22 protein-coding genes are annotated in these 26,895 nt (G+C 67.9%); 19 read left to right on the top strand and 3 right to left on the bottom strand.

All coding sequences use genetic code 11. From position 1 onward, the window contains the following. Positions 1-47 precede the first annotated feature (47 nt). The 7 genes from V7Q42_RS04310 (at position 48) to V7Q42_RS04280 (ending at position 6,956) form a co-directional block, all read left to right on the top strand. Positions 48-956: a 50S ribosomal protein L11 methyltransferase gene (locus V7Q42_RS04310; protein WP_333822678.1), complete on the top strand. Its 909-nt coding sequence runs from the start codon at positions 48-50 to the stop codon at positions 954-956. An 11-nt stretch (positions 957-967) separates the two neighbouring features. Then, a complete protein-coding gene (locus tag V7Q42_RS04305) occupies positions 968-1,858 on the top strand; it encodes a 50S ribosomal protein L11 methyltransferase (RefSeq protein WP_333822677.1) in 891 nt (296 codons plus the stop codon). 123 nt (positions 1,859-1,981) lie between these two features. Continuing rightward, on the top strand, positions 1,982-2,434 hold the full coding sequence (locus tag V7Q42_RS04300; RefSeq protein ID WP_333822676.1) for a host attachment family protein: 453 nt from the start codon (positions 1,982-1,984) through the stop codon (positions 2,432-2,434). Positions 2,435-2,570: 136 nt separating this feature from the next. Next, positions 2,571-4,394, top strand: a complete 1,824-nt coding sequence (locus V7Q42_RS04295; RefSeq protein WP_333822675.1) for an aminopeptidase P family protein — start codon at positions 2,571-2,573, stop codon at positions 4,392-4,394. A gap of 30 nt (positions 4,395-4,424) precedes the next feature. Beyond that, positions 4,425-5,054, top strand: a complete 630-nt coding sequence (locus tag V7Q42_RS04290; protein WP_333822674.1) for a glutathione S-transferase family protein — start codon at positions 4,425-4,427, stop codon at positions 5,052-5,054. Positions 5,055-5,070: 16 nt separating this feature from the next. Further along, the gene (locus V7Q42_RS04285) at positions 5,071-5,496 is read left to right on the top strand and encodes a GFA family protein (protein ID WP_333822673.1); all 426 of its coding nucleotides are present in this window, start codon (positions 5,071-5,073) and stop codon (positions 5,494-5,496) included. A 236-nt stretch (positions 5,497-5,732) separates the two neighbouring features. Then, on the top strand, positions 5,733-6,956 hold the full coding sequence (locus tag V7Q42_RS04280) for an MFS transporter (protein ID WP_333822672.1): 1,224 nt from the start codon (positions 5,733-5,735) through the stop codon (positions 6,954-6,956). A 5-nt stretch (positions 6,957-6,961) separates the two neighbouring features. Here the strand turns inward: V7Q42_RS04280 and V7Q42_RS04275 are convergent, their stop codons facing one another. Next, positions 6,962-7,297 (bottom strand): acyl-CoA thioesterase, encoded by a 336-nt coding sequence (locus V7Q42_RS04275; protein WP_333822779.1) that lies wholly within the window; start codon positions 7,295-7,297, stop codon positions 6,962-6,964. A 94-nt stretch (positions 7,298-7,391) separates the two neighbouring features. After that, the gene (locus V7Q42_RS04270; RefSeq protein WP_333822671.1) at positions 7,392-7,526 is read right to left on the bottom strand and encodes a hypothetical protein; all 135 of its coding nucleotides are present in this window, start codon (positions 7,524-7,526) and stop codon (positions 7,392-7,394) included. A gap of 395 nt (positions 7,527-7,921) precedes the next feature. Between V7Q42_RS04270 and V7Q42_RS04265 the strand changes: the two genes are divergently transcribed. Then, the gene (locus V7Q42_RS04265; protein WP_333822670.1) at positions 7,922-9,553 is read left to right on the top strand and encodes an alpha-D-glucose phosphate-specific phosphoglucomutase; all 1,632 of its coding nucleotides are present in this window, start codon (positions 7,922-7,924) and stop codon (positions 9,551-9,553) included. Positions 9,554-9,930: 377 nt separating this feature from the next. Here V7Q42_RS04265 and V7Q42_RS04260 read toward each other — a convergent pair whose 3' ends face one another. Then, entirely contained in the window at positions 9,931-11,073 is a 1,143-nt protein-coding gene (locus V7Q42_RS04260; protein WP_333822669.1) for an acyltransferase family protein, read from the bottom strand. A gap of 315 nt (positions 11,074-11,388) precedes the next feature. On the opposite strand from V7Q42_RS04260, the gene murC reads away from it, so the two are divergent. From murC to V7Q42_RS04205, 11 genes are all read left to right on the top strand, one after another. Next, positions 11,389-12,816 carry a UDP-N-acetylmuramate--L-alanine ligase gene (gene murC, locus V7Q42_RS04255; RefSeq protein ID WP_333822668.1) on the top strand — a complete coding sequence of 476 codons (1,428 nt, stop codon included), beginning with the start codon at positions 11,389-11,391 and terminating at the stop codon, positions 12,814-12,816. A gap of 28 nt (positions 12,817-12,844) precedes the next feature. Continuing rightward, positions 12,845-13,798, top strand: coding sequence for a UDP-N-acetylmuramate dehydrogenase (gene murB / locus V7Q42_RS04250; RefSeq protein ID WP_333822667.1), 954 nt, complete (start codon positions 12,845-12,847; stop codon positions 13,796-13,798). Between the two features lie 532 nt (positions 13,799-14,330). Then, the gene (locus tag V7Q42_RS04245; protein ID WP_333822666.1) at positions 14,331-15,263 is read left to right on the top strand and encodes a D-alanine--D-alanine ligase; all 933 of its coding nucleotides are present in this window, start codon (positions 14,331-14,333) and stop codon (positions 15,261-15,263) included. After that, positions 15,251-16,174 (top strand): cell division protein FtsQ/DivIB, encoded by a 924-nt coding sequence (locus tag V7Q42_RS04240; RefSeq protein ID WP_333822664.1) that lies wholly within the window; start codon positions 15,251-15,253, stop codon positions 16,172-16,174. The genes V7Q42_RS04245 and V7Q42_RS04240 overlap by 13 nt, the downstream gene beginning before the upstream one ends. Positions 16,175-16,194: 20 nt before the next feature. Further along, positions 16,195-17,496: a cell division protein FtsA gene (gene ftsA, locus V7Q42_RS04235; protein WP_333822778.1), complete on the top strand. Its 1,302-nt coding sequence runs from the start codon at positions 16,195-16,197 to the stop codon at positions 17,494-17,496. A 91-nt stretch (positions 17,497-17,587) separates the two neighbouring features. After that, a complete protein-coding gene (gene ftsZ / locus V7Q42_RS04230; RefSeq protein ID WP_333822663.1) occupies positions 17,588-19,378 on the top strand; it encodes a cell division protein FtsZ in 1,791 nt (596 codons plus the stop codon). Between the two features lie 330 nt (positions 19,379-19,708). After that, a complete protein-coding gene (gene lpxC / locus V7Q42_RS04225) occupies positions 19,709-20,671 on the top strand; it encodes a UDP-3-O-acyl-N-acetylglucosamine deacetylase (RefSeq protein ID WP_333822662.1) in 963 nt (320 codons plus the stop codon). 317 nt (positions 20,672-20,988) lie between these two features. Then, positions 20,989-21,783 carry an outer membrane protein assembly factor BamD gene (locus tag V7Q42_RS04220; RefSeq protein WP_333822777.1) on the top strand — a complete coding sequence of 265 codons (795 nt, stop codon included), beginning with the start codon at positions 20,989-20,991 and terminating at the stop codon, positions 21,781-21,783. A gap of 96 nt (positions 21,784-21,879) precedes the next feature. Continuing rightward, positions 21,880-23,553 (top strand): DNA repair protein RecN, encoded by a 1,674-nt coding sequence (recN, locus tag V7Q42_RS04215; RefSeq protein ID WP_333822661.1) that lies wholly within the window; start codon positions 21,880-21,882, stop codon positions 23,551-23,553. Positions 23,554-23,815: 262 nt separating this feature from the next. Beyond that, positions 23,816-26,404 carry an NAD-dependent DNA ligase LigA gene (gene ligA, locus V7Q42_RS04210; protein ID WP_333822660.1) on the top strand — a complete coding sequence of 863 codons (2,589 nt, stop codon included), beginning with the start codon at positions 23,816-23,818 and terminating at the stop codon, positions 26,402-26,404. Positions 26,405-26,647: 243 nt separating this feature from the next. Further along, complete coding sequence (locus tag V7Q42_RS04205) at positions 26,648-26,815, top strand: hypothetical protein (protein ID WP_333822659.1); 168 nt, start codon at positions 26,648-26,650, stop codon at positions 26,813-26,815. The last annotated feature ends 80 nt before the right edge of the window (positions 26,816-26,895 follow it).

Raw genomic sequence — 26,895 nt, 5'->3', positions numbered from 1 at the left:
TCCCGACGAGGCGACAGCGCGGCTCGCCCGTGCTATTGCCGCGGCCCATGCCGACCCATGTCTTTCGCCTGACGACCACCCGCTCGCTCGCCACCCGCATCGCCGATGCGCTGGGGGAAGGCGAGATCGTCTTCGCCTTCGCCGACGCCGCCGGCGCCTTCGACCACGGCGACGGCACCTGGGGCGTCGAGGCCTTCTTCCCCGAAGCCCTCGACGAGACCGATCTCGCCGAGACGCTGGCCGACCTCCTCGAGACGGAGGGCATCGCCTCCCGCGAGGCGGCGCTCGCCACGCTTTCCCGCGCCACGCTGAAGCCGCTCGACGGCGCCGACTGGGCCGCCATCGGCCTCGACGAGTTGCCGCCGATCCGCGCCGGCCGCTTCCGCGTCTTCGGCGAGCACAATCGCCCGGCGGAGCTGCGCCGCGAGGACGTCCTCATCGAGGCGTCGTCGGCCTTCGGCTCGGGCGACCACGCCTCGACCCAACTGTCGCTCGCCGGCCTCGACGAGATCCTGAAATTCGCGCGACCGCGCAACGTCCTCGATCTCGGCACCGGCACCGGCATCCTCGGCCTCGCCTTCTCGCGCCTCGCCCCGACGACGCCGGTCCTCGCCACCGACATCGCCCCGCACGCGGTGGCGACCGCCGAGCGCAATCGCCGCCTCAACGGTGTCGACCGCGCCTTCCGCGCCCTCGTCGCCGACGGCCTCGGCGATGTCCGCATCCGCCGCGCCGCGCCCTTCGATCTGGTGCTCGCCAACATCCTGCCCGATCCGCTCTGCGCCATGGCCGGCGACGTGGTGGCGCTGATGGCGCCCGGCGGCTTCCTCGTCGTCGCCGGTCTGCGCATCGGCGAACAGGCGCGGCTCGAAAGCGCCTATCGCTCGCGGGGCCTCAGCCTCGTCTCCCGCCGTTCGATCAAGGAATGGGCTTCGCTCACCTTCCAGAAGCCCTGAGGAGCAGATCCATGCCCGCCGTCCAGGTCCGCCTCGTCGCCGAGGGTCCCGAATCCGAACGCCTCGAGCGCCTGCTCGGCGAGGCCTTCGAGGTCGAGGGCTATCCCGTCACCCGCGAAGAGACCGTGCCCTATTCGGAAGTGTGGTCGGTCGATGTCCTGGTCTTCGACGCCGAGAGCGAGGAGGCCGCCGCCGAGACGGTGCGCGACGCCCTCGGCTCCGACGCCTTCGGCGCGGACCTCTCGACCACGGTGCTCGATCTCGACGCCAACTGGATCGCCATGAGCGAGGAGATCCGCCACCCGGTCGCAGCCGGCCGCTTCTTCGTCCACGGCAGCCACGATCGCCATCGCCGCCCGCCGTCGGGCGTGTCGATCGAGATCGACGCCGAGATGGCCTTCGGCACCGGCCACCACGCCACCACCTGGTGCTGCCTGATGGCCCTCGACCGGCTCTTGAAGTCGAAGCGCTTCGAGCGCCCGCTCGACCTCGGCACCGGCACCGGTGTGCTCGCCATCGCGCTGGCCCGCGTCCTCCACGCACCGGTCATCGCCACAGACATCGACCGCGTCGCCGTCGACATCTCGATCCGCAACGCCGCGCTCAACGGCGTCGCCTCCGAGTTCCGCGGCATCGTCGCCGACGGCATGACCTCGGACCTCATCGCCCGCGAGGGTCCCTATGATCTGGTCGTCGCCAACATTCTCGCCCGCCCGCTGACCAAACTCGCCTATCCGATCGCCGCCCGACTGGCGCGTCGTTCGACGGTCGTTCTGTCCGGCCTGCGGACCGTCGAGCGGCAACTGGTGCTCGCCGCCTATTTCGCCCAGGGCCTGCGCCTCGCCTTCGAGGTCGAGCGCGACGGCTGGCTGGCGCTGGTGCTGGAGACGGGTGACCGCTGAGACGGGGCATTGCCGTTGACCCTGCTTCGGCAATTCCGTCGATCCTTGCGCGGGATCAAGGACGAGACCCTTCGCCGGGTGTCTCATGTTCCTCGTGGATCGCAAGATCAGGGGAGCAAGACGATGCCCCGTATGAAGATCGCCAACGGAACCTGGGTCCTGGTCGGTGACGGCCGCAAGGCCTTGTTCCTTCGCAACGATGGTCTGGCCGAGCAACCCAACCTCCACTGCATCGCCACGCGCGAACAGCAGAACCCCGCGACCCGCGAACAGGGTACGGACGCTCCCGGCCGAGCCTTCGCCAGCGTGGGCGGTATGCGTTCGTCGATGGAGACCACCGATTGGCACGAAGAGGAAGCGCGCCGCTTCGCCGCCGGCATCGCCGCCGAGCTGAACAGCGCCGCACACGAGGGCCGCTACAAGCACCTCATCCTCGTCGCCCCACCGCGTATCCTCGCCGAACTGCGTCAGGATCTGAGTAAAGAAGCGAAGGCCTGTGTCACCGCCGAGATCGACAAGGATCTCGTACGCCACACCATCGCCGACATCGAGACGATTCTTCTCGCCGCGGGCTAGAACCTGTCCGGGCCGGCCGGTCCCCGATCCACACGGCCACCGCCCGCCGAAGATCGCATGAGGAACTTTCGAACAACGGGGAGCACCGGCGGTGCTCCCCGTTGTCACATGGCCGCGAAGCGTTACAGTCGGCCGCATGTTCCAGAGCTTCGACACCCATGCCGACCCCACCGTCGGCGCCCCCCGCACCGCTCTCCTGCGCGCCGAACTCGCCCGCCTCGGGCTGACCGGGTTCCTCGTCCCGCGCGCCGACGAGTTCCAATCCGAATATGTCGCGCCGAGCGCCGAACGCCTGCGCTGGCTGACCGGCTTCTCCGGCTCCGCCGGCGCCGCGGTCGTCCTGGCCGAGAAGGCGACGATCCTGGTCGACGGGCGCTACCGCCTCCAGGTCGGCGAAGAGGTCGACACCACCGTCTTCACCCCCGGCGACATCGTCGCCACCCCGCCGCACGTCTGGCTGAAGGCCGAGGTCTCGGCCGGCGATCGCATCGGCTACGACCCCTGGCTCCACACGGTCGCCGGCGTCCGTCGCCTGCGCGAGGCGGTCGAGGCGGCGGGCGGAACCCTCGCTCCGGTCGAGCCCAACCCCCTCGACACCGTCTGGAGCGATCGCCCTGCCCCGCCGACGGGACCGCTCGTCGTCCACCCGGCCGCCGTCGCCGGCGAGGACGTGGCGGAGAAATTCGCCCGCATCGCCCCGACCATCGCCGGGGCGAACGCCGACCATCTGCTCCTCGTCCAACCGGATTCGATCGCCTGGATCTTCAACATCCGTGGCCGCGACATCCCCCACAATCCGGTGCCGCTCGCCCATGCGCTGCTGCCGCGCGAGGGTCGCGCCATGCTCTTCGTCGCACCCGAGAAGCTCTCCGAGGCGGTCGCCGCCCACCTCGCGCCCTATTGCGATCTCGCCTCTCCGGCCGAACTGCTGCCCACCCTCGCCCGCCTCGGCGAGATGAAGGCGAAGGTGCTGTTCGATCCGGCCTGGACCTCGGAGATCCTCGCCCGCCGTCTGGCGGAAGCCGGCGCGACGCTGGTCGAGGGCGACGATCCGATCACCCTGCCCAAGGCACGCAAGAACGACACCGAGATCGCCGGCGCCCGCGCCGCCCACATCCGCGACGGCGTCGCCATGGCGCGCTTCCTCGCCTGGTTCGACGCCGAGGGGCACACCACCGACGAGATCACCTGCTGCGAGAAGCTGGAGGGCTGCCGCGCCGCCACCGGCGAACTGCTCGACCTCTCCTTCCCGACCATCTCGGGCGCCGGGCCGAACGGCGCCATCGTCCACTATCACTCCAGCCGGGCGACCAACCGGCCGATCGATCGCGACTGCCCGTTCCTGCTCGACAGCGGCGCCCAGTACCGCGACGGCACCACCGACGTCACCCGCACCATCGCCGTCGGTACGCCCTCTGCCGCGATGAAACGCGCCTTCACCCTGGTGCTGAAGGGCCACATCGCCATTTCGACCGCCCGCTTCCCCGTCGGCACGCCCGGCTCGGCGCTCGACACGCTCGCCCGCATCGCCCTGTGGAAGGCCGGCCTCGACTACGACCACGGCACCGGCCACGGGGTGGGCAGCCACATGTCGGTGCACGAGGGCCCGCAGCGCATCTCCAAGACCGGCACGGTGGCGCTCGAACCCGGCATGATCCTGTCGAACGAGCCCGGCTACTACATGACCGGCGCCTACGGCATCCGTATCGAGAACCTCGAGCTGGTCCACGAGGCGCGCAAGGTCGACGGCGGCGAGCGGCCGATGCTCGGCTTCGAGACGCTGACCCTGGTGCCGATCGACACCCGCCTGATCGATGCGTCCCTGATGAGCCGAGACGATCTGCGCTGGCTCGACGCCTATCACGCCCGCGTCGAGACCGTGATCGGCCCGCTGCTCGACGCCGAGACCCGCGCTTGGCTCACCCGCGCCTGCGCCCCCCTCGAACGCTCCGCTTCCTGACCGCAACCGCCCTTACGCAAAGGTGCCTCGATGAGCGAATTCGTCCTGACCTGCTTCGGCGAGAGCGGCAACTCCTACAAGGCGGCGCTGATGCTGGAGCTTTCCGGCTGCGACTGGACGCCGAAGTGGATCCCCTTCTTCGACGGCGCGACGCGGTCGCCGGAGTGGCGCGAGAGCGTCAACGAGATGGGCGAGGCACCGGTGCTCGAGCACGCCGGCCTCGTCCTCACCCAGTCCGGTGTCATCCTCGACTACCTCGCCGAGGTGACGGGCAGGTTCGGCGGCACCACGCCGGCCGAGAAGCGCGAGATCTGGCGCTGGATCCTCTTCGACAATCACAAGTTCACCAGCTACTTCGCGACCTTGCGCTTCCTCGTCGGCATCAAGAAGTTCCCCGAGACGGCGGCGACCGAGTTCCTCCGCGGCCGCGTCGTCGACGCCTACAAGGTGGTGGAGAAGCATCTCCAGGGGCGCGACTTCATGGTCGCCGACCGCCCGACCATCGCCGACTTCTCGCTCGTCGGTTACGTCTACTACACCGAGGAGACCGGCCTCGATCGCTGGGACAAGTTCCCGGCAATCAAGGCCTGGGCCGACCGTATCGCGAGCCTCCCCGGCTGGAAGGGGCCGTACGAGCTGATGCCGACCGCGGCCACGTGAGCGAGAAGAACCGACGATGAGCGATCCGAGACCACGGCACGAAGCGGCCTGCCACTGCGGTTCGGTGCGTTTCCGCGTTCGCTTGACCGACGAATTCGCGACGGCCCGCCGGTGTTCGTGCTCCTACTGCCGGATGCGCGGCGCGATCGCCGTCTCGGCAGATCTCTCGGACATCGAATTCGTCCAGGGCGAAGACAACCTGACGCTCTATCGGTTCAACACCGGCACGGCGAAGCATTACTTCTGCAAGACCTGCGGGATCCACACCCATCACCAGCGCCGCTCGAACCCGAACCAGTTCGGCATCAACGTCGCATGTATCGAGGGGGTCGGCCCCTTCGACTTCCCGGAGGTGACGGTGATGGACGGCGTCGCCCATCCCTCCGATACCGGCTCCGGACCGAGAGTGGCGGGAATTCTCCGATTCGAGCCGGCGACCTGAACCGGATCCATCGAAGAGCGGTGCGAACACGAAAAATCGTCTCCGAAGCCATGGCGACGGACCTCTTCGCGCGCTAGATGGTCGACGTCCTCCGAGAGCCGTCCCGCGGTTGTTCGTGTACCGGTCCGGTGGGCGGTCGAAACGACGTTCGACGACCGAGACGCCGTGACCGATTCTTTCCGACGAAGATGCGCGCCTCGGCCTGCACGAGCCGAAGCGTCGAAACCGAGGGCACGATGTCCGGAACGGAAATCCCGATCGATGTCGCCCCGCCGGTCCCGGCGCACTCCGGCAATGCCGATGTCCTCAGGCTCGCCATCGCCCAGGCGCTGGCCGGCGCCAACGCGGCGGTCGTCTACGCCACCGGTGCCATCGTCGGCAACGTGCTCGCCCCCCACGCCACGCTCGCCACCCTGCCGATCTCGATCTTCGTCGTCGGCATGGCCGCCTGCACCCTGCCGGCCGGCGCCATCGCCCGGCGCCACGGTCGCCGCGCCGCGTTTCTCGCGGGAACCGGCGCCGGTGTCGTCGCCGGCCTGCTCGCCGCACTCGCCTCGGTGATGGGCTCGTTCTGGCTGTTCTGCGTCGCGACCTTCCTCGGCGGCGCCTATGCCGCGGTCGTGCTGTCGTTCCGCTTCGCCGCCGCCGATTGCGTGCCGGCCGAGGGGCGCGCCCGCGCCATGTCGCTGGTCATGGCCGGCGGCGTCTTCGCCGGCGTCATCGGCCCGCAGCTCGTCACCTGGACGATGAACCTGTGGCAGCCCTACCTCTTCGCCGCGACCTATGTGGCCCAGGCCGCGGTCGCCGCGGTGTCGGCCGCCGTCCTCGCCGGCGTGCGGCTGCCCAAGCCGAGCAGGGCGGAAACCGCCGGCGGCCGGCCGCTGTGGGAGATCGCCCGCCAGTCGCGCTTCGTCACCGCCGTCGTCTGCGGAGTCGTCTCCTACCTCTTGATGAACTTCCTGATGACCGCCGCGCCGCTGGCGATGCGCATGTGCGGCCTGTCGCTGGAGGACTCGAACCTCGGCCTGCAGTGGCACATCATCGCCATGTACGCGCCCGGCTTCTTCACCGGAACGCTGATCAGCCGCTTCGGCGCGCCGCGGATCGTCGCCGTCGGTCTGGCGCTGATCGCGCTCTCGGCCGTCATCGGCCTGCTCGGCGTCGACGTCGCCCATTTCTGGGCGACGCTGATCCTGCTCGGCGTCGGCTGGAACTTCGGCTTCGTCGGCGCCTCGGCGATGGTCCTCGAGTGCCATCGCCCGGAGGAGCGGACCCGCGTCCAGTCGCTCAACGACTTCCTCGTCTTCGGCACCATGGCGATCGGCTCCTTCGCCTCCGGGAGCCTGTTGACCTCGGCCGGCTGGAGCACCGTCCTGATGGTCTCCTTCGCCCCCCTCACCCTGGCGGTCCTGACCCTGATCGCGATGATGTCGTCGAAGGCCCGCCGCACCGCGGCGTGAAGGCGTCACCCTTCCGGCAACACCCGCGACTTGCGGTCCTCGCCGATCGCCACGAAGGTGAAGACGGCGCTCGTCACCTTCTCCATGGCGTCGGTCTCGCGCGGCCGGCGCCACGCTTCGATGAGGATCTTCACCGAGGTGCGCCCGGTGCCGACGATCGTGCCGTAGAAACTCACCTCGTCGCCGACCAGTACCGGCCGGTGGAACGCCATCGCCTCCACCGCCACCGTCGCGGCACGACCGCGCGCCCGGCGCGTCGCCACGTTGCCGGCGGCGAGGTCCATGTGGGCCATCAGCCAGCCGCCGAAGATGTCGCCGGCCGGATTGGTGTCGCCCGGCATGGCGATGGTGCGGATCACGGGCGAGGAGTCCGGCGGTTGTTCGAAGGCGGACACGGGAGGCTCCTCGGCGCGAGACGGGATCACGACCTCCCGATCATCCCCGCTCGAGCGGATCGATCCAATGGCGACGCAACGTCGCGCAGGTCGAGGATTCCCACATGCCGCGATCGACGGCGGGACGCGCCGGACGGCGGAAGGCGCGGCGGGCGACTTCGAGGAAACGGATCATGGGAGGCTCCATCGTTCGGGTATCCGGGGTTTCGGCCCGGCCTCGACGTTCCTCGCCCGGCGGGTTCGTGCCGACCCGCTTCTCTTCGACCGGTTCTCCGGTTCATACGAAGACCATGGTGCCTGCGATTTCTTGCAAGGTCGACCGAACTTTCCGAATTCCACCTCTGCGCCGCACGCAGATCTCTTCGTGGGCGATCCGCAAAATTCGAAGGACCGATGTCCGCGAACCTCGAGGCTCGACCGGCGGACGACCTCGCGCGCGCCCTGCACGAAAAGGCATCGGGCCGACCGCCCCCTCTTCCCTCGCCGCACCCGGTCGACCCCGTATGGAATTCCGCCGCCGCCTCCGCTAGGGAAGTAGCATCGCCCGCTTCGAATGTTCGGGAGCCGCTCATGGCCGTTCGCACCGTCTCCACCACACCGATCGACGGCCAGAAGCCCGGCACCTCGGGCCTGCGCAAGAAGACCCGGGTGTTCATGACCCCGGGCTATCTCGAGAATTACGTCCAGGCGATCATCGACGGCGCCGGCGGCGTGAAGGGCCGCGACATCGTGGTCGGCGGCGACGGCCGCTACTACAACGACACCGCCATCGGCGTGATCCTGCGCATGCTCGCCGCCAACGGCGCCGCCAAGGCGATCGTCGGCCAGCACGGCTTCCTGTCGACCCCGGCGGCCTCCAACCTCATCCGTCGACGCGGCGCCTACGGCGGCTTCGTGCTCTCCGCTTCGCACAATCCCGGCGGCCCCGACGAAGACTTCGGCCTCAAGTTCAACGTCTCGAACGGTGGCCCCGCCCCGGAAGGCGTGACCGACGCCATCTTCGCGGCGACGAAATCGATCGCCGAATACGCGATCGTCGACGAAGCCGCCCCGTCGGTCGACACGCTCGGCACCTTCGATCTCGCCGGCATGGTGGTGGAGATCGTCGATCCCGTGGCGGATTACGTCGAGATGATGCGCGAGCTGGTCGATTTCGACCGCATCCGCGCCCTCTTCGCCTCCGGCTTCACCCTGCGCTTCGACGCCATGAGCGCCATCACCGGCCCCTACGCCACCGCCATCCTCGAAGGCGAACTCGGCGCGCCGAAGGGCACCGTGATCAACGGCACGCCGCTGCCCGACTTCGGCCATCACCATCCCGATCCGAACCCGGTGCACGCCAAGGACCTGTTCGACCTGATGTTCGGCCCCGACGCGCCGGACATGGGCGCGGCTTCCGACGGTGACGGCGACCGCAACATCGTCCTCGGCCGCGGCATCTCCGTCGCCCCGTCGGACAGCCTCGCCCTGCTCGCGGCGAACCTCCACCACGCCAAGGGATATCTCTCCGGCGTCAAGGGCATCGCCCGCTCGATGCCGACCTCGCGCGCCGCCGACCGCGTCGCCGAACGTCTCGGCGTGCCGCTCTTCGAGACTCCGACCGGCTGGAAGTTCTTCGGCAATCTTCTCGACGCCGGCCGCGTCACCATCTGCGGCGAGGAGAGCGCCGGCACCGGCTCCGACCATGTCCGCGAGAAGGACGGCCTGTGGGCGGTACTGATCTGGCTCGACATCATCGCCGCGCGCGGCCAGTCGATCGCCGAGATCGTTCACGACCATTGGAAGACCTACGGCCGCGACTACTATTCGCGCCACGACTACGAGCGCCTGCCGACCGATGTCGCCGATGCGCTCTTCGACGACCTGCGCGCCGCCCTGCCCTACCTGCCGGGCAAGGTCTCGGTCGGCCTGCTCATCGAGACCGCCGACGATTTCGCCTACACCGATCCGACCGACGGCTCGGTGTCGACCCGCCAGGGCATCCGCATCGCCTTCGACAACGGCTCACGCGCCGTCTTCCGCCTTTCCGGCACCGGCACCGAAGGCGCGACGCTGCGCCTCTACGTCGAGATCTTCGAAGCCGACCCGGATCGCCAGGACCTCGACCCGCAGATGGTGCTGGCCGGCGTCCTCGAAGCGGCCAATTCGCTCGCCGGCATCGAACGCCGCACCGGCCGCGACACGCCGGACGTCATCACCTGATACCGAGCGGATGAAGTTCCGACCTGTTCGGAACTTCATCCGCGAAGGCAAGCCCGAACGGGCGTCGGCCGGTCGGGCCGCAACTCACGAAATTCGGACGAGTCCGAATTTCGTGAACTCGCTATGACACGGCGCCGGGGCGCGACGGGAGGCATCGGTGTGGAGCGCCCCGCTCCGCTGCTCGGTGAATCTCGGGCGAGGCGCTCCGATCGGGCACGGCTCGTGCCGAACCGACGAAATCCCCACTCGTATCGACGTGGCATTTCCGAGGACGCTCGCATCCGGTCCTCTCCCCCCTCGTGGAGGAGGGGACGCTGGAGCACCGACCTTCGAAACTGAACCGCCCGGCAAACGGTCCGTATTTCGTGAGCCCGGCATCAGATCGCGCGAGCGGCCGTCTCGATCGATCGACGAACGACGGATTTGGCCACCGGTTCGACCCATCGCGCGACGACGAAGGCGATCGCCACCGTCAGGGCGATCGGCAGGATCGGCACCAGAACCGGAGGCATCCACGGTGCGATGCGCCCGACCTTCACGATCGTCGCGACCACCATGTTCTCGTGGATGAGATACAGCGGATAACTGACGAAGCCGATGACCTGGAGGACCGGCGTCGACAGAATTCCGCGGACGAACGAGGATGTCGACGCGGCGAAGAACACCAGACAGATGAAGATGTCCGCCGCCAGTGGTTGGCTGCTCGCCAGCGCCCCGACGACGCTCGAGATCGCCGCGACCGCCAGAAGCCACCTCCGCTCGGATCGCAGGTATTCGAAATAGAGAGCCCCGGCAAAGAACCAGATATAATATTCGAAACCGAAGAAGGACAACAACTTACGAAGATGCACCTTGCCGTCGAATTCGGCCGCTGCCGCTACGTACAATGAGCTTCCGACCTCGGTCGTCACCACTGAAATCTGATAGAGGACGTAGGCGGCGAGAAGCGAGGCGATCGCCGCACGCCGCCCGATGAAGAAATACATGAAGCCGAAGAACAGGTAGAAGCGGAACTCGACGTAGAGTGACCAGAACGAACCTTCCAACGATTTGACCGAGAAGGCGTTCCGCGTGACGAAATTGACGACGTGCTCTCCCAACAGGCTGAGCCCCGGGATCAGATCGGTCGGCGCGAGCGCCCCTCCCGGTCGTTCGGGAAAGAAATCGACCGTCGCCAACACGATCGCCGAGCAGACCACCATCGCCGGAAAGAGGCGCAACCAGCGTCTGTACAGGAAGGTCGTGAATCTCGAAGCCGCCGACAGCGTCATCAGAATGACGAAGCCGGATATGATGAAGAACAACTGCACACCGACGACCTTCGTGTCGGTGAGGTAGGAGCCGACGAATTTATCGCCATATGGATACGATTCCGGCCACCGGGAATATGAGTGATAGAGGATCACCATCGCGATCGCGAGACCACGTAATCCATCGATATACTTTATACGACCGGCGCCCGAACGTGTGGACGGAGGTGCTTGTCGAGAATCGCTCGATACTGCGGCAGCCGATCGCATGGAAAAATCTCGAAACGACATCAAGTATCGAGCAACTCATAGCTGCAAACGAAACACCGAACAAGTCGGACGAATTGCGATCGCCTTCGTCGGAGGGTCGGCAGTTCCGCCCACGGGGTGTACGAGAGGCCGAGATGGCACCGGTCCCGGTTCCACGGAACGACCCGGCCGTCGTGGCGGGTGATCCGAACCGGTTGCCAAGCCTCGACCTTCGGACGAAACCTGATTAGACAGGCGCGAATCGTTCGTGCGCTCGTGAGCGCGGTGAGCCTCTCGCGACGCCCGCACCGCGACGGAACCGGAAGGACCTCCCCCATGAAGATGCCCTCGACCATCGGACCCGTGCATTTCGTCGGGATCGGCGGCATCGGCATGAGCGGCATCGCCGAGGTGCTGCACACCCTCGGCTTCCAGGTCCAGGGCTCGGACGCCGCCGACAACGCCAACGTCCAGCGCCTGCGCGAGAAGGGCATCAAGGTCTTCGTCGGCCACGACGGTGCCAACCTCGGCGAGGCCCGCGTCGTCGTCGTCTCCTCGGCGATCAAGCCCGGCAATCCGGAGCTGGTGGCGGCGCGCGAGCGCTTCCTGCCGGTCGTGCGCCGCGCCGAGATGCTCGCCGAACTGATGCGTTTCAAGTCGGCGATCGCAGTCGGCGGCACCCACGGCAAGACCACCACCACCTCGATGGTGGCGGCGCTGCTCGACGCCGGCGGCCTCGATCCGACCGTCATCAACGGCGGCATCATCAACGCCTACGGCACCAACGCCCGTCTCGGCTCCGGCCAGTGGATGGTGGTGGAATCGGACGAGAGCGACGGCTCCTTCGTCAAGCTGCCCGCCGACATCGCGGTGGTCACCAACATCGATCCCGAACACCTCGACCACTACGGCACCTTCGACAAGGTCAAGGACGCCTTCAAGCACTTCGTCGAGAACGTCCCCTTCTACGGCTTCGCCGTGATGTGCCTCGATCATCCGGAAGTGCAGGCCCTGGTCGGCAAGATCGAGGACCGCCGCATCGTCACCTACGGCACCAACCCGCAGGCCGACGTGCGCTACAGCGACGTCCAGGTGCTCGGCCGCCAGTCGCGCTTTACCGTCAAGCTGCGCGATCGCGTCACCGGCATCGAGAAGGTCATTCCCGACCTCGTCGTCGCCATGCCGGGCATCCACAACATCGCCAACGCCACCGCCGCGGTCGCCGTCGCCGATCAACTCGGCATCGCGCCCGAAGCGATCCGCAAGGGCCTCGCCGACTTCACCGGCGTCAAGCGCCGCTTCACCCCGACCGGCACCTGGAACGGCATCCAGGTCTTCGACGACTACGGCCACCACCCGGTCGAGATCATGGCGGTCCTCAAGGCCGCCCGCACCGCGGTCGAGGGCGAAGGCAAGGGCGGCAAGGTCGTCGCGGTGATGCAACCGCATCGCTATTCCCGCCTCGCCTCGCTCTTCGAGGAGTTCTCCCAGTCCTTCAACGACGCCGACCGCGTCGTCATCGCCGACGTCTACGCCGCCGGCGAGGCACCGATCGAGGGCATCTCGCGCGACACCCTTGTGGGGGGCCTGCGCGGTCGCGGCCATCGCCACGTCACCGCCCTCGAGAGCCCCGATCAGTTGCCCGCGCTGATCCGCGACATGGCGGCGCCCGGCGACTACGTCGTATTCCTCGGCGCCGGCAACATCACCCAGTGGGCCTATGCCCTGCCCAAACAGTTGGCCGCCGCCGAACAGGCGACGTGAGCCCCACCGCGACCCTCAGGAAAACGATTTGACCGCCGCGACCGACCTCCTCGCCCGTCTCGACACCGCCGACATCCGCGGCGCGCTGCTTCCGGGTTTCGCGCTCGGCGACACCACCTGGTTCCGGGTCGGCGGATCGGCCGAACTCTACTATCAGCCGGCCGATCTCGAGGATCTGCAGCTCTTCCTGAAGCGCCTGCCGGCCGACGTGCCGGTCTCCTTGGTCGGGCTCGGCTCCAATCTCCTCGTCCGCGAAGGCGGCCTGCCCGGCGTCACCATCCGCCTGTCGCAGCGCGGCTTCGGCGGCGCCGTCCGGATCGGCGACACCCGCTTCGAGATCGGCGCGGCGATCGCCGACAAGCAGGTGGCGCGCGCCGCCCTCGATGCCGAGGTCGCCGGCTTCGCCTTCTACTTCGGCATCCCCGGCGGCATCGGCGGGGCGCTGCGTATGAACGCCGGCGCCAACGGCGGCGAGACCGCGGCCCGCGTCGTCGAGGTTCGTGCCGTCACCCGCGCCGGCGAGCTCGTCACCCTCTCGAACGCCGAGATGGGCTACGCCTACCGCCACTCCTCCGCCGCCGACGACCTGATCTTCGTCTCGGCGATCATGGAGGGCGTGAAGGGCGACCGCGCCACCATCGAAGCCGAGATGGACGCGGTGACCGAACACCGCGAGAGCGCCCAGCCGATCCGCTCGCGCACCGGCGGCTCGACCTTCAAGAACCCGCCCGGCACCTCCGCCTGGAAGCTCGTCGATGCCGCCGGCTGCCGCGGCTTGCGTCTAGGCGGCGCCCACGTCTCCGAGATGCACTGCAACTTCCTCATCGCCGAAGGCGACGCCACCGCCCACGACATCGAACTCCTCGGCGAGACGGTGCGCGCCCGCGTCTTGGCGACGTCGGGCACCCGGCTCGAATGGGAGATCAAGCGCATCGGCCGTCACGTCGAAGGCCGCGAGATCGAACCCTTCCTGGGGAAGTGAGGATCGCCTCCGGCGCGTGCGACGGCGCGTGACACGCGCGCGCCGGACGGGCGCGGCGTCCGGAAGCCCCCCATCTTCCTTCTCCCCTCGCGGGAGAAGGTGCCCCGCAGGGGCAGAAGAGGGGGCGCCGCGAAGCGGCATCGAGACGATCCGCCGAACACATCGTCATGAGGATGGGCCCGGACCCCTCATCCGGCTTTCGGCCACCTTCTCTCGCAAGGGGAGAAGGGATCTCGGCGCATCCGTTTCGAGCCGGACCATTCCCGGTCCGAGCACGTCCGTTCGGAACGACCACCATCGGGCGCACCCGACGCAGCCCCTCCCCTCCCCACCCCTCCCCCGACGGAAAGACCTGCGTCGTTTCCGTCACTTGCCCGAGAAATCCTTACCATCACCCCCCTCTCGTTAACCTTTCGCTAACCATACCGCGCGACCGTGAAACCAAGCTGGCGGAGTTGCGCGCATCGGCGTGCGTAGGGCACGCGTGCGGCTCGGACCGAGGTCGGAGCCACACGCCGGAAGGGTTCGGGAAATGGCGAAGCATGTCGCGGTGTTGATGGGTGGCTGGGACTCCGAACGCCAGGTGAGCCTGTGGTCGGGCGAAGCCTGCGCCGCCGCGCTCGAGACCAAGGGCTACCGCGTCACCCGCCTCGACGTCGGCAAGGACGTCTACGCCCGTCTCGAGGTGCTGAAGCCCGACGTCGCCTTCAACGCGCTGCACGGCCCCTGGGGCGAAGGCGGCGCCATCCAGGGCATGCTGGAGACGCTGCGCATCCCCTACACCCACTCCGGCGTCCTCGCCTCGGCGCTGGCGATGAACAAGGACAAGGCGAAGATGATCTTCGCCCAGGTCGGCATTCCGATCGCCCGCTCCGTCGTCGCCGACCGCCGTGACGCGGCGCGCGAACACCTGATCCCGCCGCCCTACGTGGTCAAGCCGGTGGCCGAGGGGTCCTCCTTCGGCGTCATCATCGTCAAGGCCGACCGCAGTCACCCGCCGCAGGAACTGCTGCGCGACGATTGGCCCTACGGCGACAAGGTCCTGGTGGAGAGTTTCGTCGACGGTCTCGAACTCACCTGCGCCGTCATGGGCGCCCCCGGCGAGGAGCGCGCGCTCGGCGTCATCGAGATCGTGCCGGAGGAGAGCCTCGCCTTCTACGACTTCGATGCGAAGTACAAGAAGGGCGGCTCCGTCCACATCCTTCCGGCGCGAATTTTACCGGATGTTTACCAACGTGTCGAAATGCTTGCGGTCATGGCGCATCGGGCGCTCGGCTGTCGCGGCGTGTCGCGCTCCGACTTCCGATACGACGCCGAAGGCACGGGCGAACTGGTCTGTCTCGAAGTCAACACCCAGCCGGGAATGACCGGAACCTCGTTGGTTCCGGACATGGCCGCGCACTCGGGGATCGCCTTCGCGGATCTGGTTTCTTGGATGGTGGAGGACGCGAGTTGCGATCGTTGACGGGTCATCGGCGCCTGGACCGGGCCGCCTCCGTCGCCGAACTCCCGCAGGATGCGGGGTTCCGGTGGCGGAAGAGCGTCCGCACGGCCAAGCGCTGGCTGAACACCGTCGATGCCCTCGCCCGCTCGGTCAAGCCGATGCAGGGGACCCTCGCCTCGCTCGGCTTCCTGGCCGCCTGGGGCGGCTACGGCCTGTGGCTCTCCGGCGGCTGGCACACGACCCTCGACGCCCTGACCTCCGCCGCCGGCTTCTCCGTCGCCTCGATCGAGATCCGCGGCCTCGCCGAAGCCGACAGTACCGAGATCTCCGACCGCATCGACGTCACCCGGACCTCGTCGCTGCTGCTGCTCGACGCCGAACACGCCCGCGCCCGCATCGCCGAGATCCCCTGGGTCGCCGACGTCACGGTCAAGAAGCTCTACCCGAGCCGCATCGTCGTCTCCCTCACCGAGCGTCTGCCCTTCGCCCTGTGGCAGGACGACGGCCGCATCAAGGTCGTCGACAAGACCGGCGCGGTGATGAGCGACACGCTGCGGCCGCGCCACGCCGGCCTGCCGCTGATCGTCGGCGCCGGTGCCGACAAGCGGCTGGAGGAAGCCGTCGCCCTGATGAATTCCGCCCCGTCGATCCGCCCGCGCATCCGCGCCGCCGTGCTGGTCGCCGAACGGCGTTGGAACCTGATCACCGTCGACGGCATCGAGATCCAGCTGCCGGAGGAGAACCCGGAAGGCGCGCTCGCCCGCGTCGCCGACCTCCAGGCGGCGAAGAAGCTGCTCGATCGCGACCTCGTCGTGGTCGACACCCGCGTCCCCGACCGCCTCTTCGTCCGCCTCTCCGACGCCGCCGCGGCGGCGCGCAAGGAGCAGATGCGGCTGAAGACCGGCGCCAAGAAGAAGGGGACCGACACGTGAGCCGTCCCCCCGTCGACCACATGGTGCCGCGGATGCGGCCGCTGTCCAACCGCCGGGCCACCGTCGTCTCGGTGCTCGACGTCGGCTCGACCAAGGTCACCTGCCTGATCGCCAAGTTGACGCCGCGCACCGCCGACAAGGTGCTGCCCGGCCGCACCCACGACATGACCGTGCTCGGCTACGGCATGCAGCGCTCGCGCGGCATGAAGTCGGGCACCGTCGTCGATCTCGAGGAAGCCGAGCAGTCGATCCGCCTCGCCGTCGACGCCGCCGAGCGCATGGCCGGGCTCACCATCGAGTCGCTGATCCTCAACCTCACGGCCGGCCGGCTGAAGAGCGAGGTCTTCCGCGCCAACGTCGACGTCGCCGGGCTCGAGGTCGACGAAGCCGACATCCAGCGGGTGCTCTCCGCCGGCGGCTCCCATTCGGTCACCGACAGCCGCTCCGTCGTTCATTCGCTGCCCATCGGCTATGCCCTCGACGGCTCGCGCGGCATCAAGGACCCGATCGGCATGCTGGGCAAGAAGCTCGCGGTCGACATGCACGTGGTGACGGCGGAGACCGCGCCGATCCGCAACCTCGAGCTCGCGGTCAACCGCTGCCATCTCGAGGTCGAGACCATGGTCGCGACCCCTTACGCCTCGGGGCTCTCGACCCTCGTCGACGACGAAGCCGATCTCGGCGTCGCCTGCGTCGACATGGGCGGCGGCACCACCTCCATGGCGATCTTCGCCGACGGCGCCTTCTGCCACGTCGACGCCATCGCCATCGGCGGCCACCACGTCACCATGGACATCGCGCAGGGCCTGTCGACCCGCCTCGCCGATGCCGAGCGCGTCAAGACGCTGCACGGCTCGGCGCTCGCCACCTCCTCGGACGACCACGAGGTGATCGGCGTGCCCTCCGTCGGCCAGGACCGCCACGATGTCGTCAACGTGCCGCGCGGCGCGCTGACCCGCATCATCCGCCCCCGCGTCGAGGAGATCCTCGAACTGGTGCGCGACCGCCTCGCCGCCTCCGGCTTCGCCGGCCGCGTCGGCAAGCGCGTCGTGCTGACGGGCGGCGCGAGCCAGCTCACCGGCGTGGTCGAGGTGGCGCGACGCATTCTCGGACGCAACGTGCGTCTCGGACGGCCGCTCGGCATCGCCGGGCTGCCGCAAGCGGCCAAGGGCGCGGCTTTCGCCGGCGCCGTCGGCCTTCTGATCTATCCGCAGGTGGCGCAGATCGAGCAGTTCGACATGCGCCAGCAGCGGCGGCTGATGACCGGCACCGGGGGCAACTACTTCGCCCGGGTCGGCCAGTGGCTGAAGGAGAGTTGGTGAACTTCTCCGCCTCCCGACGAACCGGGAGCGGAGGTGGTGCGGTTGGGAATTCCGCCCGGCGGGACCGGCGGCGGTGACTTGCGAGGATGCCATGACGCTCAATCTGAAGATGCCCGACATTCGGGAATTGAAGCCGAGGATCACCGTGTTCGGTGTGGGTGGTGCCGGTGGCAACGCCGTCAACAACATGATCCAGGCCGGATTGAACGGCGTCGACTTCGTCGTCGCCAATACCGACGCCCAGGCGCTGACGCTGACCAAGTCGGAACGCATCATCCAGATGGGTGTCGCCGTCACCGAAGGCCTCGGCGCCGGCTCGATGCCGGAAGTCGGCCGCGCCGCCGCCGACGAGGTCATCGACGAGATCAACGATCACCTGACCGGCGCCCACATGGTGTTCATCACCGCCGGCATGGGCGGTGGCACCGGCACCGGCGCCGCCCCGGTGATCGCCAAGGCCGCGCGTGACATGGGCATCCTCACCGTCGGCGTCGTCACCAAGCCGTTCCAGTTCGAAGGCGCGCGCCGCATGCGCATCGCCGATTCGGGCATCACCGAGCTGCAGAAGCACGTCGACACCCTGATCGTCATCCCGAACCAGAACCTGTTCCGCATCGCCAACGAGCGCACCACCTTCGCCGACGCCTTCGCGATGGCCGATCAGGTGCTCTACTCGGGCGTCGCCTGCATCACCGACCTGATGGTGAAGGAGGGTCTCATCAACCTCGACTTCGCCGACGTCCGCTCGATCATGCGCGGCATGGGCAAGGCGATGATGGGCACCGGCGAATCCTCCGGCGACAAGCGCGCTCTCCAGGCCGCCGAAGCCGCGATCGCCAATCCGCTGCTCGACGAGACCTCGATGAAGGGCGCCAAGGGCGTGCTCATCTCGATCTCCGGCGGCAAGGACCTCACCCTCTTCGAGGTCGACGAGGCCGCCACCCGCATCCGCGAGGAGGTCGACCCCGACGCCAACATCATCCTCGGCGCCACCTTCGACGACACCCTCGAAGGCGTGGTCCGCGTCTCGGTCGTCGCCACCGGCATCGACCAGGAGGTCAAGGCCGAGCTGACCCAGCAGGAAGCCCGTATGGCCGACCTCGCCGCGCGCCTGCGCGCCGCCGGCCGTCCGGTTCCCGCCGCGCTCGAGCAGGCTCGCACCGAGGTCCGCACCTCCGGCGCCGCCAACTCGGCCGCCGCCGCCATCGCCCGCTCGCTCGACGTCGCCGAGACCTTCGCGCCGGCCCCGGCTCCCGTGCCGGCCCCCGCCCCGGTCGTCGAGACCCGCGTCGAGCCGGTCGCCGAAGCGCCCGCGCCGGTCACCTACGCCGCTCACGATCCGGCGGTGGCGATCCAGCGCTACGAGCCGCAACCGGCCACCTTCGCCCACACCGACCCGGTCGCCGAGATCGACGAGCCGGTCGCCCGCCCCGAGCCGCAGATCGATCGCCGGCCCTACATCCCGCCGACCGCCGAGCGTCCGACCGTCCAGGCCCGCATGCCGCGCGTCGACGAGTTCCCGCCGATCGCCCAGCGTCAGATGGCGCCAGCCGAGGAGCATCACGACGACGAGCGCCGTCCGATGAGCCTCTTGAAGCGCCTCGCCCACGGCCTGTCGCGGCGCGAGGACCACGAAACCGAAGTCCAGGCCCCGCGCGAGCCGACCTTCGCCCCCGCCCCGGCGCCGCGTGAGACCGCGTCCTACCAGCCCGCCGGCCACGACGAGTTCGCCAAGCGTCCCACCCCGCGGATGCCGGCCGAACCGGCTCACCGTCCGGCCGCCGGCAGCCTCGATCCGATGGGCCGCGCCCCGGCGCAGACCCGCATGTCGGAAGAGGATCAGCTGGAGATTCCCGCCTTCCTCCGCCGCCAGGCGAACTGACCGAGGGTCACCCCGAAAAGACGCCGAACGGGGCCCGTCACGACTGTGACGGGCCCCGTTCCCGTTTTTCGACACATTCGGATAATTAATTGAAAATTAATCAATTTTTGATCTGCAATAGTGGTAACAATGTGTAACCAACCGTGATTTCGCTTCCCGCTCGACCCTCTGTAGTTTGACGCTCGACCGGTTCGTCGAAGCACCTTTCGGGCCTGCTTCGGACCGGTTTCGAACAGGCGGAATCAGGGACCGGTTCCACCCGCTTCGAGAGTGAAGACGAAGAGCTCTCCGCCCCTTCTCGGGCGCCGACGAGCCGGACGGGTGAAGACGATGGCACGCAAGACCGTGAACGCACAGACCACGATCGCAGATACGGTACGCGTCGTAGGAATAGGCGTCCACAACGGCCAGGAAGTCACCCTCACCCTCCATCCCGCCGATGCCGACACCGGCATCGTCTTCGTCCGCACCGAGGCGGTGCAGGGCCGCGACGTCGAGATCCCGGCCCTGTGGAGCCACGTCTCCGCCACCGACCTGTGCACCATGGTCGGCGATCCCGAGCGGGCTTCCGTCGCCACCATCGAACACCTGATGGCCGCCCTGCGCGGTCTCGGCGTCGACAACCTGGTGATCGAGATCGACGGTCCCGAAGTCCCGGTGATGGACGGCTCCTCCGACGCCTTCATCGAAGCGATCGATCAGGTCGGCCTCGTCACCCAGACGGCCCGCCGCCGCTTCATCCGCGTTCTGAAGCGGGTCCGCATCGAGCTCGGCAGCGGCTGGGCCGAACTGCGCCCCTACGAGGGCCAGCGCTACGAAGTCACCATCGACTTCCCCGACGCGGTCATCGGCCGTCAGTCGATCGGCATCGACCTTTCTCCGCAGGTCTTCCGCGAGCAGGTCGCGCGCGCCCGCACCTTCGGCTTCGTCAAGGATCTCGAGAAGCTGCTGCCGCTGGGCCTGTGCCGTGGCTCCAGCCTCGAGAATTCCGTCGCCATCAAGGACGACCGCGTCCTCAACCCGGAAGGCCTGCGCTGGGCCGACGAATTCGTCCGCCACAAGCTGCTCGACGCCATCGGCGACCTCGCCCTGTCCGGTGCTCCCCTTCTCGGCCTCTACCGCTCCTATCGGGGCGGCCATCGCATGAACCACCTGACGCTGAAGGCGCTCCTCGCCGATCCGACCGCCTGGGAGCTGGTCGAAGCGCCGAGCCGCTCCGCCGCCGCGCCGGCCGCCGAGATCGGTATCGGCATCGGCATGGTGGCTCCGGCCTGGGCCGCGGAAGTCGCCTGAGCCGGCTCCGCGCCGACGCATCGAGATCTTCGCCGAGGCCCGCTGCGTGGGCGTCCCGCCACAAATTCGATCCAATCGACCGCCACCGAGGTGACGCGGTCGTTCCGGCGCGTTACAACGTCGGCCGATCGGCCGTCGGCCTTCGGTGAAGCCTGCGGCGGAACGGGTCTCGACGACCGGCGGATGCGGTGGCCAACCGCGTCGGCCAGAACGGATTGCGAATGATGGGGAACGCCAACGTGGTCGACGCCGGTACGACGAAGACGATCGAGCGCAGGTCCGCTCTCGCCCGCCCGCATCGGGTCGCCGGCCTCGTGATGGCCGTCACCGTCGCCGCCCTCCTCGCCGGATGCGCCTCCAAGGAGGACGACCTCGGCCTCGACCGCACCCCGGCCGACCAGCTCTACAACGAGGGTCTGGTGCTCCAACAGGCCGGCAAGCGCTCCGACGCGGTGAAGAAGTTCGAGGACCTCGATCGCCTGCACCCCTATTCGGAATGGGCCAAGAAGTCGGTCCTGATGCAGGCCTACACCGAATTCGAGCGCGGCAAGTACACCGAGTGCATCACCGCCGCCCGTCGCTTCGTCACCCTCTACCCCGGTAGCCCGGACGCGGCCTACGCCCAGTATCTGATGGCGGAGAGCTACTACAAGCAGATCCCCGACATCAGCCGCGACCAGGAGCGCACCGGCAAGGCGCTGCAGGCCTATGCCGAACTGGTGCAGAAGTACCCGGACTCCCCTTATGCCGACGACGCCCGCCGCAAGCTTCTCGCGGTCAAGGACCAGCTCGCCGGCAAGGAGATGGACGTCGGCCGCTTCTATCTGCGCAAGGGCCAGTATCTCGCCGCCATCAACCGCTTCAAGGTGGTGACGACCGAGTTCCAGACCACCCGCCACGTCGAGGAAGCCCTCGCCCGTCTGGTCGAGGCCTACTACGCCCTCGGCGTCGTCAACGAGGCGCAGACCGCCGCCGCCGTGCTCGGGCACAATTTCCCCGACAGCCAGTGGTACAAGGACAGCTATTCGCTCCTGCAGAAGGGCGGCTACGATCCGAGCGAGTCCTCCGACAGCTGGATCTCCAAGTCCTTCCGCGGCTTCCGCGTCTTGTGACGCCCGCCCGGCCGCGCAGCGCGGTCGGGGGGTTCCGTTTTGTTCTCGCCGGGACTATCGTCCGCGAAAGATCCTCCCGGAGAATCGCGTCCGCCCATGCTCGCCGCTCTGTCGATCCGAGACATCGTTCTGATCGAGCGGTTGGAGATCGATTTCACGCGCGGTCTCACCGTGCTCACCGGCGAGACCGGCGCCGGCAAGTCGATCCTGCTCGACAGTCTGGCGCTGGCGCTCGGCGGCCGCGGCGACGCCGGCCTCGTCCGCCACGGCGCGCCGCAGGGACAGGTCACCGCTGTCTTCGACGTCGCCGCCGACCACCCCGTCCGCCGTCTCCTCGCCGACAACGACATCGACGCCTCCGGCGACGTCATCGTCCGCCGCGTCCAGACCGCCGACGGCCGCACCCGCGCCTTCCTCAACGATGCTCCCGTCTCGGCGACGCTCCTGCGCGACGTCGGCGAACGCCTCGTCGAGATCCACGGCCAGCACGACGATCGCGCCCTCGTCGACGAACGCGAACACCGCCGCCTGCTCGACGCCTTCGGCGCTCTCGAGGACTTGGTCGCCGTCGCCGCGAACGCCTGGGCCTCGTGGCGCACCACCGTGAAGGAGCGCGACGGCCACGCCGCCCGCATCGACGCCGCCCGGCGCGAGGCCGACTATCTGCGCGCCAGCCTCGAAGAGCTCGATCGCCTCGCCCCGGAAGAGGGCGAGGAGACCGAACTGGCGACGAAACGCCATCGCATGATGCAATCGGAGAAGATCGCCGGCGATCTCGCCGACGCGGTCGGCACCTTCGACGGCCCCCACTCGCCGATCCCGACCATCGCCTCGCTGATCCGCAACCTCGAGCGCAAGACCACCGCCCTGCCCGAACTGACGGAAACGGCGCTGAAGCCGATGGGCGCCGCACTCGACCTGCTCGAGGAAGCGCGCGGCGCACTGGAGAAGGCGTTGCGCGAGGCCGACTTCGATCCGCGCGACCTGGAGCGCACCGAGGAGCGCCTCTTCGCCCTGCGCGCGAGCGCCCGCAAGCACGCCTGCGCCTACGACGCGCTCCCGGCCCTGCGCGCCCGCATGGCCGGCGATCTCGCCGCCCTCGACCACGGCGAAGAGCGCCTCGCCGCCCTCGAGGCCGCCGTCGCCGCCGCCGAGGCCACGTACTTCGCCGCCGCCGCGACCCTCTCCGCCGCACGCACAGCGGCCGCCACGGACCTCGAGGCGGCCGTCCACGCCGAATTGCCGGCGCTGAAGCTGGAGCGCGCCCGCTTCCTCGTCGCCCGCACCGCCGACCGCGCCCAGGCCGGCCCCGAGGGCATCGACCGCGTCGAGTTCCACGTCCAGACCAATCCCGGCACCCGCCCGGGCCCGATGATGAAGGTCGCCTCCGGCGGCGAGCTGTCGCGCTTCCTGTTGGCGCTGAAGGTGAGCCTCGCCGACAAGGGCTCGGCCCCGACGCTGATCTTCGACGAGATCGATACCGGCGTCGGCGGCGCGGTCGCCGGCGCGGTCGGTCAGCGACTGGCGCGATTGGCCGACAAGGTCCAGGTGATGAGCGTCACCCACGCCCCGCAGGTCGCGGCTCGCGCCGACACCCACCTGCTGATCTCCAAGGAGCCGGTCCCCGGCGGCGGCGAAGAGCGAGTGGCGACCCGCGTCGTCGAACTCACCCGCGAAGCCCGCCGCGAGGAGATCGCCCGGATGCTCTCCGGCGAGACCGTGACGGCCGAAGCGCGGGCCGCGGCAGAGAGTCTGATGGCCGGAGGGTGAGGAGCGGTCGAACGGAATGTCCGCGCGCCCGAGGCGCGCTTCCTTCTCCCCTTGCGGGAGAAGGTGCCCGAAGGGCGGATGAGGGGTCCGGACCTCTCCTCGGTACTCGGCATTCGTGGTTTCGTCCCGATTGCCGCTTCGCGGCGCCCCCTCATCCGGCGCTCGCGCGCCACCTTCTCCCGCGAGAGGAGAAGGGTTCCGGCCTCCGGCCGGTCGTGACACGATGAACCCCGGGCGCTCGTTCCGCCCGCCGAGGACTCCCATGCCCGCCGATCTCTCCCCCGACGCCCTCTCCTCTTCGCAAGCCGCCGCCGAGATCGCCCGGCTCACGGACGAGATCCGCGAACACGACCGGCGCTACTATCAGGACGATGCGCCGACCGTCTCCGACGCCGAGTACGATCGGCTGCGCCGGCGGCTGCTCGCCCTCGAGGCGCGCTTCCCCGAGCTGCGGGCCCCCGACAGCCCGAGCCTCAAGGTCGGTGCCGGGCCTTCGGAGAAGTTCGAGAAGGTGGCGCATCGCGTGCCGATGCTGTCGCTCGACAACGCCTTCTCCGACGCGGACGTCGCCGACTTCGTCGGCCGCGTCCACCGCTTCCTCGCCACCCACGGGCAGGAGGTGATCTTCACCGCCGAACCGAAGATCGACGGCCTGTCGCTCTCCTTGCGCTACGAATCCGGCCGTCTCGTCTCCGCCGCCACCCGCGGCGACGGCGCCGAGGGCGAGAACGTCACCGCCAACGTCAAGACCGTCGCCGACATCCCTCGCGTCCTCCCCGACGGCGTACCGGCGGTGCTCGAGGTGCGCGGCGAGGTCTACATGGGCCATGCCGACTTCGCGGCGCTCAACGCCCGCCAGGAGGCGGCCGGCGAAAAGCCCTTCGCCAACCCGCGCAACGCCGCCGCCGGCTCGCTGCGCCAGCTCGATCCGCGCATCACCGCGTCGCGGCCGTTGAAGTTCTTCGCCTATGCCTGGGGTGAGGTGTCGGAGGACTGGGACGCGGCCACCCAGATGGAGCGCGTCGGCGCCTTCGGCGCCTGGGGCTTCCCGGTCAATCCGCGCATGGAGCGCTGCGCTTCCGTCGAGGCCATGCTCGACGTCTACCGCCGGCTCGAGGCCGACCGGGCGAGCCTCGGCTACGACATCGACGGCATCGTCTACAAGGTCGACCGGCTCGACCTGCAACAGCGCCTCGGCTTCGTCTCGCGCTCGCCCCGCTGGGCCATCGCCCACAAGTTCCCGGCCGAACGCGCCACGACGGTGCTCGAGGGCATCGACATCCAGGTCGGCCGCACCGGCGCCCACACGCCCGTCGCCCGCCTCGCGCCGGTCACCGTCGGCGGCGTCGTCGTGTCGAACGCCACCCTGCACAACGCCGACGAGATCGCTCGCCTCGACGCGCGCATCGGCGACACGGTGACGGTGCAGCGCGCCGGCGACGTCATCCCGCAGATCGTCGAAGTGACGAAGGACGCGGCCCACGAGGCCCGCGCGCCCTTCGACTTTCCGCACCTCTGCCTCTGCGATCTGAAGACGCCGCTGATCCGCGAGGAGACGACGACCGGCGAGGAGGGCAAGATCCGCCGCTGCACCGGCGAGTTCGCCTGCCCCTACCAGCGCCAGGAACACCTGCGCCACTTCGTCTCCCGCCGCGCCTTCGACATCGAGGGCCTGGGCGAGAAGCAGATCGAGTTCTTCTTCGCCGAAGAGGACTTCCCCATCCGCGAACCGGCCGACATCTTCACGCTGGCGACGCGCAACGCCGAGAGCCCGCTGAAGAAGCTCGAGAACAAGGAAGGCTTCGGCGCGACGAGCGTGGCGAAACTCTTCGCCGCCATCGACGAGCGCCGCACCATCGGCCTCGAGCGCTTCCTCTTCGCGTTGGGCATCCGCAACGTCGGCGAGACCACCGCCAAGTCACTCGCTAAATTTGTTGAAAATTATTCGGGATTATTGACGCTCATAAATCGCATAAGAAATGAGATATCGCTAATTTGGCTTGCAGATATTGCAACAAATGAAATTCAAAAAGATTCGATCGAGGTCTCTGATCTGTATTTCTATCTACATAAGGCGTCAGACGGCGCCATGTCTGCAATTCGAAACATCCGGTACATCAAAGGCATCGGCCCAATCTCTGCAAATCAACTAATCCAATTTGTGTATGAGTTTAAACAAGGCGACCTCCAGCAAACCCCGCACAACCTGAGGGAGTACATAGTCAATGTGCAGCGATTTAATAGATCTCGATTCGATTCAATTGTTGATTATTTTGGCAATCTAGATAGAACCAGTCAAGAATTGATGGCAACCTGCGAAAGACTTGAGGCATCGTGGATAGATATTAACCAATCACTATCCGAACGTTTTGGGGTGAATTACTCGACGTCTGAATACGCAAGAGAGTTCAGGCATGGGTGGTGGCATCTTTCATCACATGTATGGAGATTAAGGCGGGAAGAGCATAGAAAATTTAAAGACTTAATCGATATCGACAATATTGGTGAAGTAATATTCGATTCGATCGCCGAATATTTTATGAGAGATAGAAATTTTGCTTCTTTCTGCAATCTGTCAATTCACCTCACGGTACTCGACGCCGAGAAGCCGAAGACCGACACGGCGGTCGCCGGCAAGACGGTCGTCTTCACCGGCTCGCTCGAAAAGATGACCCGCGACGAGGCCAAGGCCATGGCCGAACGGCTCGGCGCCAAGGTGGCGGGCTCGGTCTCGGCCAAGACCCACATCGTCGTGGCGGGACCGGGAGCGGGATCGAAGCTGACCAAGGCGCGGGATCTCGGTGTGCAGGTGCTCACCGAGGACGAATGGCTGGCGCTGGTCGGGGGGTGAGGCCCGGAGACCACCGGGCCGGTGGCTGCAGAGAGCGGAGCGAATTTCACCCGACCCGAACGCATGGCTGCATTTCGCCAGCTTCATGCATTTATGCAATTTATTGCACTAAATGTCACGACCTTGCCGTATTTCACCTCGAATCTGGAGACCGAAGACGAGGGGGCGAAGACCTCCCGCGCGAGGGACGAACGCCGAGGTCGGGGCCATCGAGACTCTGAACCGAACCGAGGAGTTCGAACGATGGTTCGTCTCATCCGCGTCGCCCGGCGCGCCCTGCGCCGCATGGCCGAGCCGGTCCGCGATTGCGAACAGATCCACGTCACCGACCGCATCGACATCGAACTCGCGGCTCGTGAAGAGATGCGCGGCCGTCGTCGTACCACGCTCGGCGGTGCCTACCGTTGGTGACGCTCCTGAGCCGCACCAAAGGTGGGGCTCATGAGACCTGTGCGCGGATAGCCCTCGACGACCGTCTACTGACGTGATTC

This window comes from Pinisolibacter sp., from assembly GCF_036782435.1.
Taxonomy (GTDB): Bacteria; Pseudomonadota; Alphaproteobacteria; order Rhizobiales; family Ancalomicrobiaceae; genus CALBKH01.
Note: the sequence above shows the minus strand (reverse complement) of the source record. Positions and strands in the feature narration are given on the sequence as shown.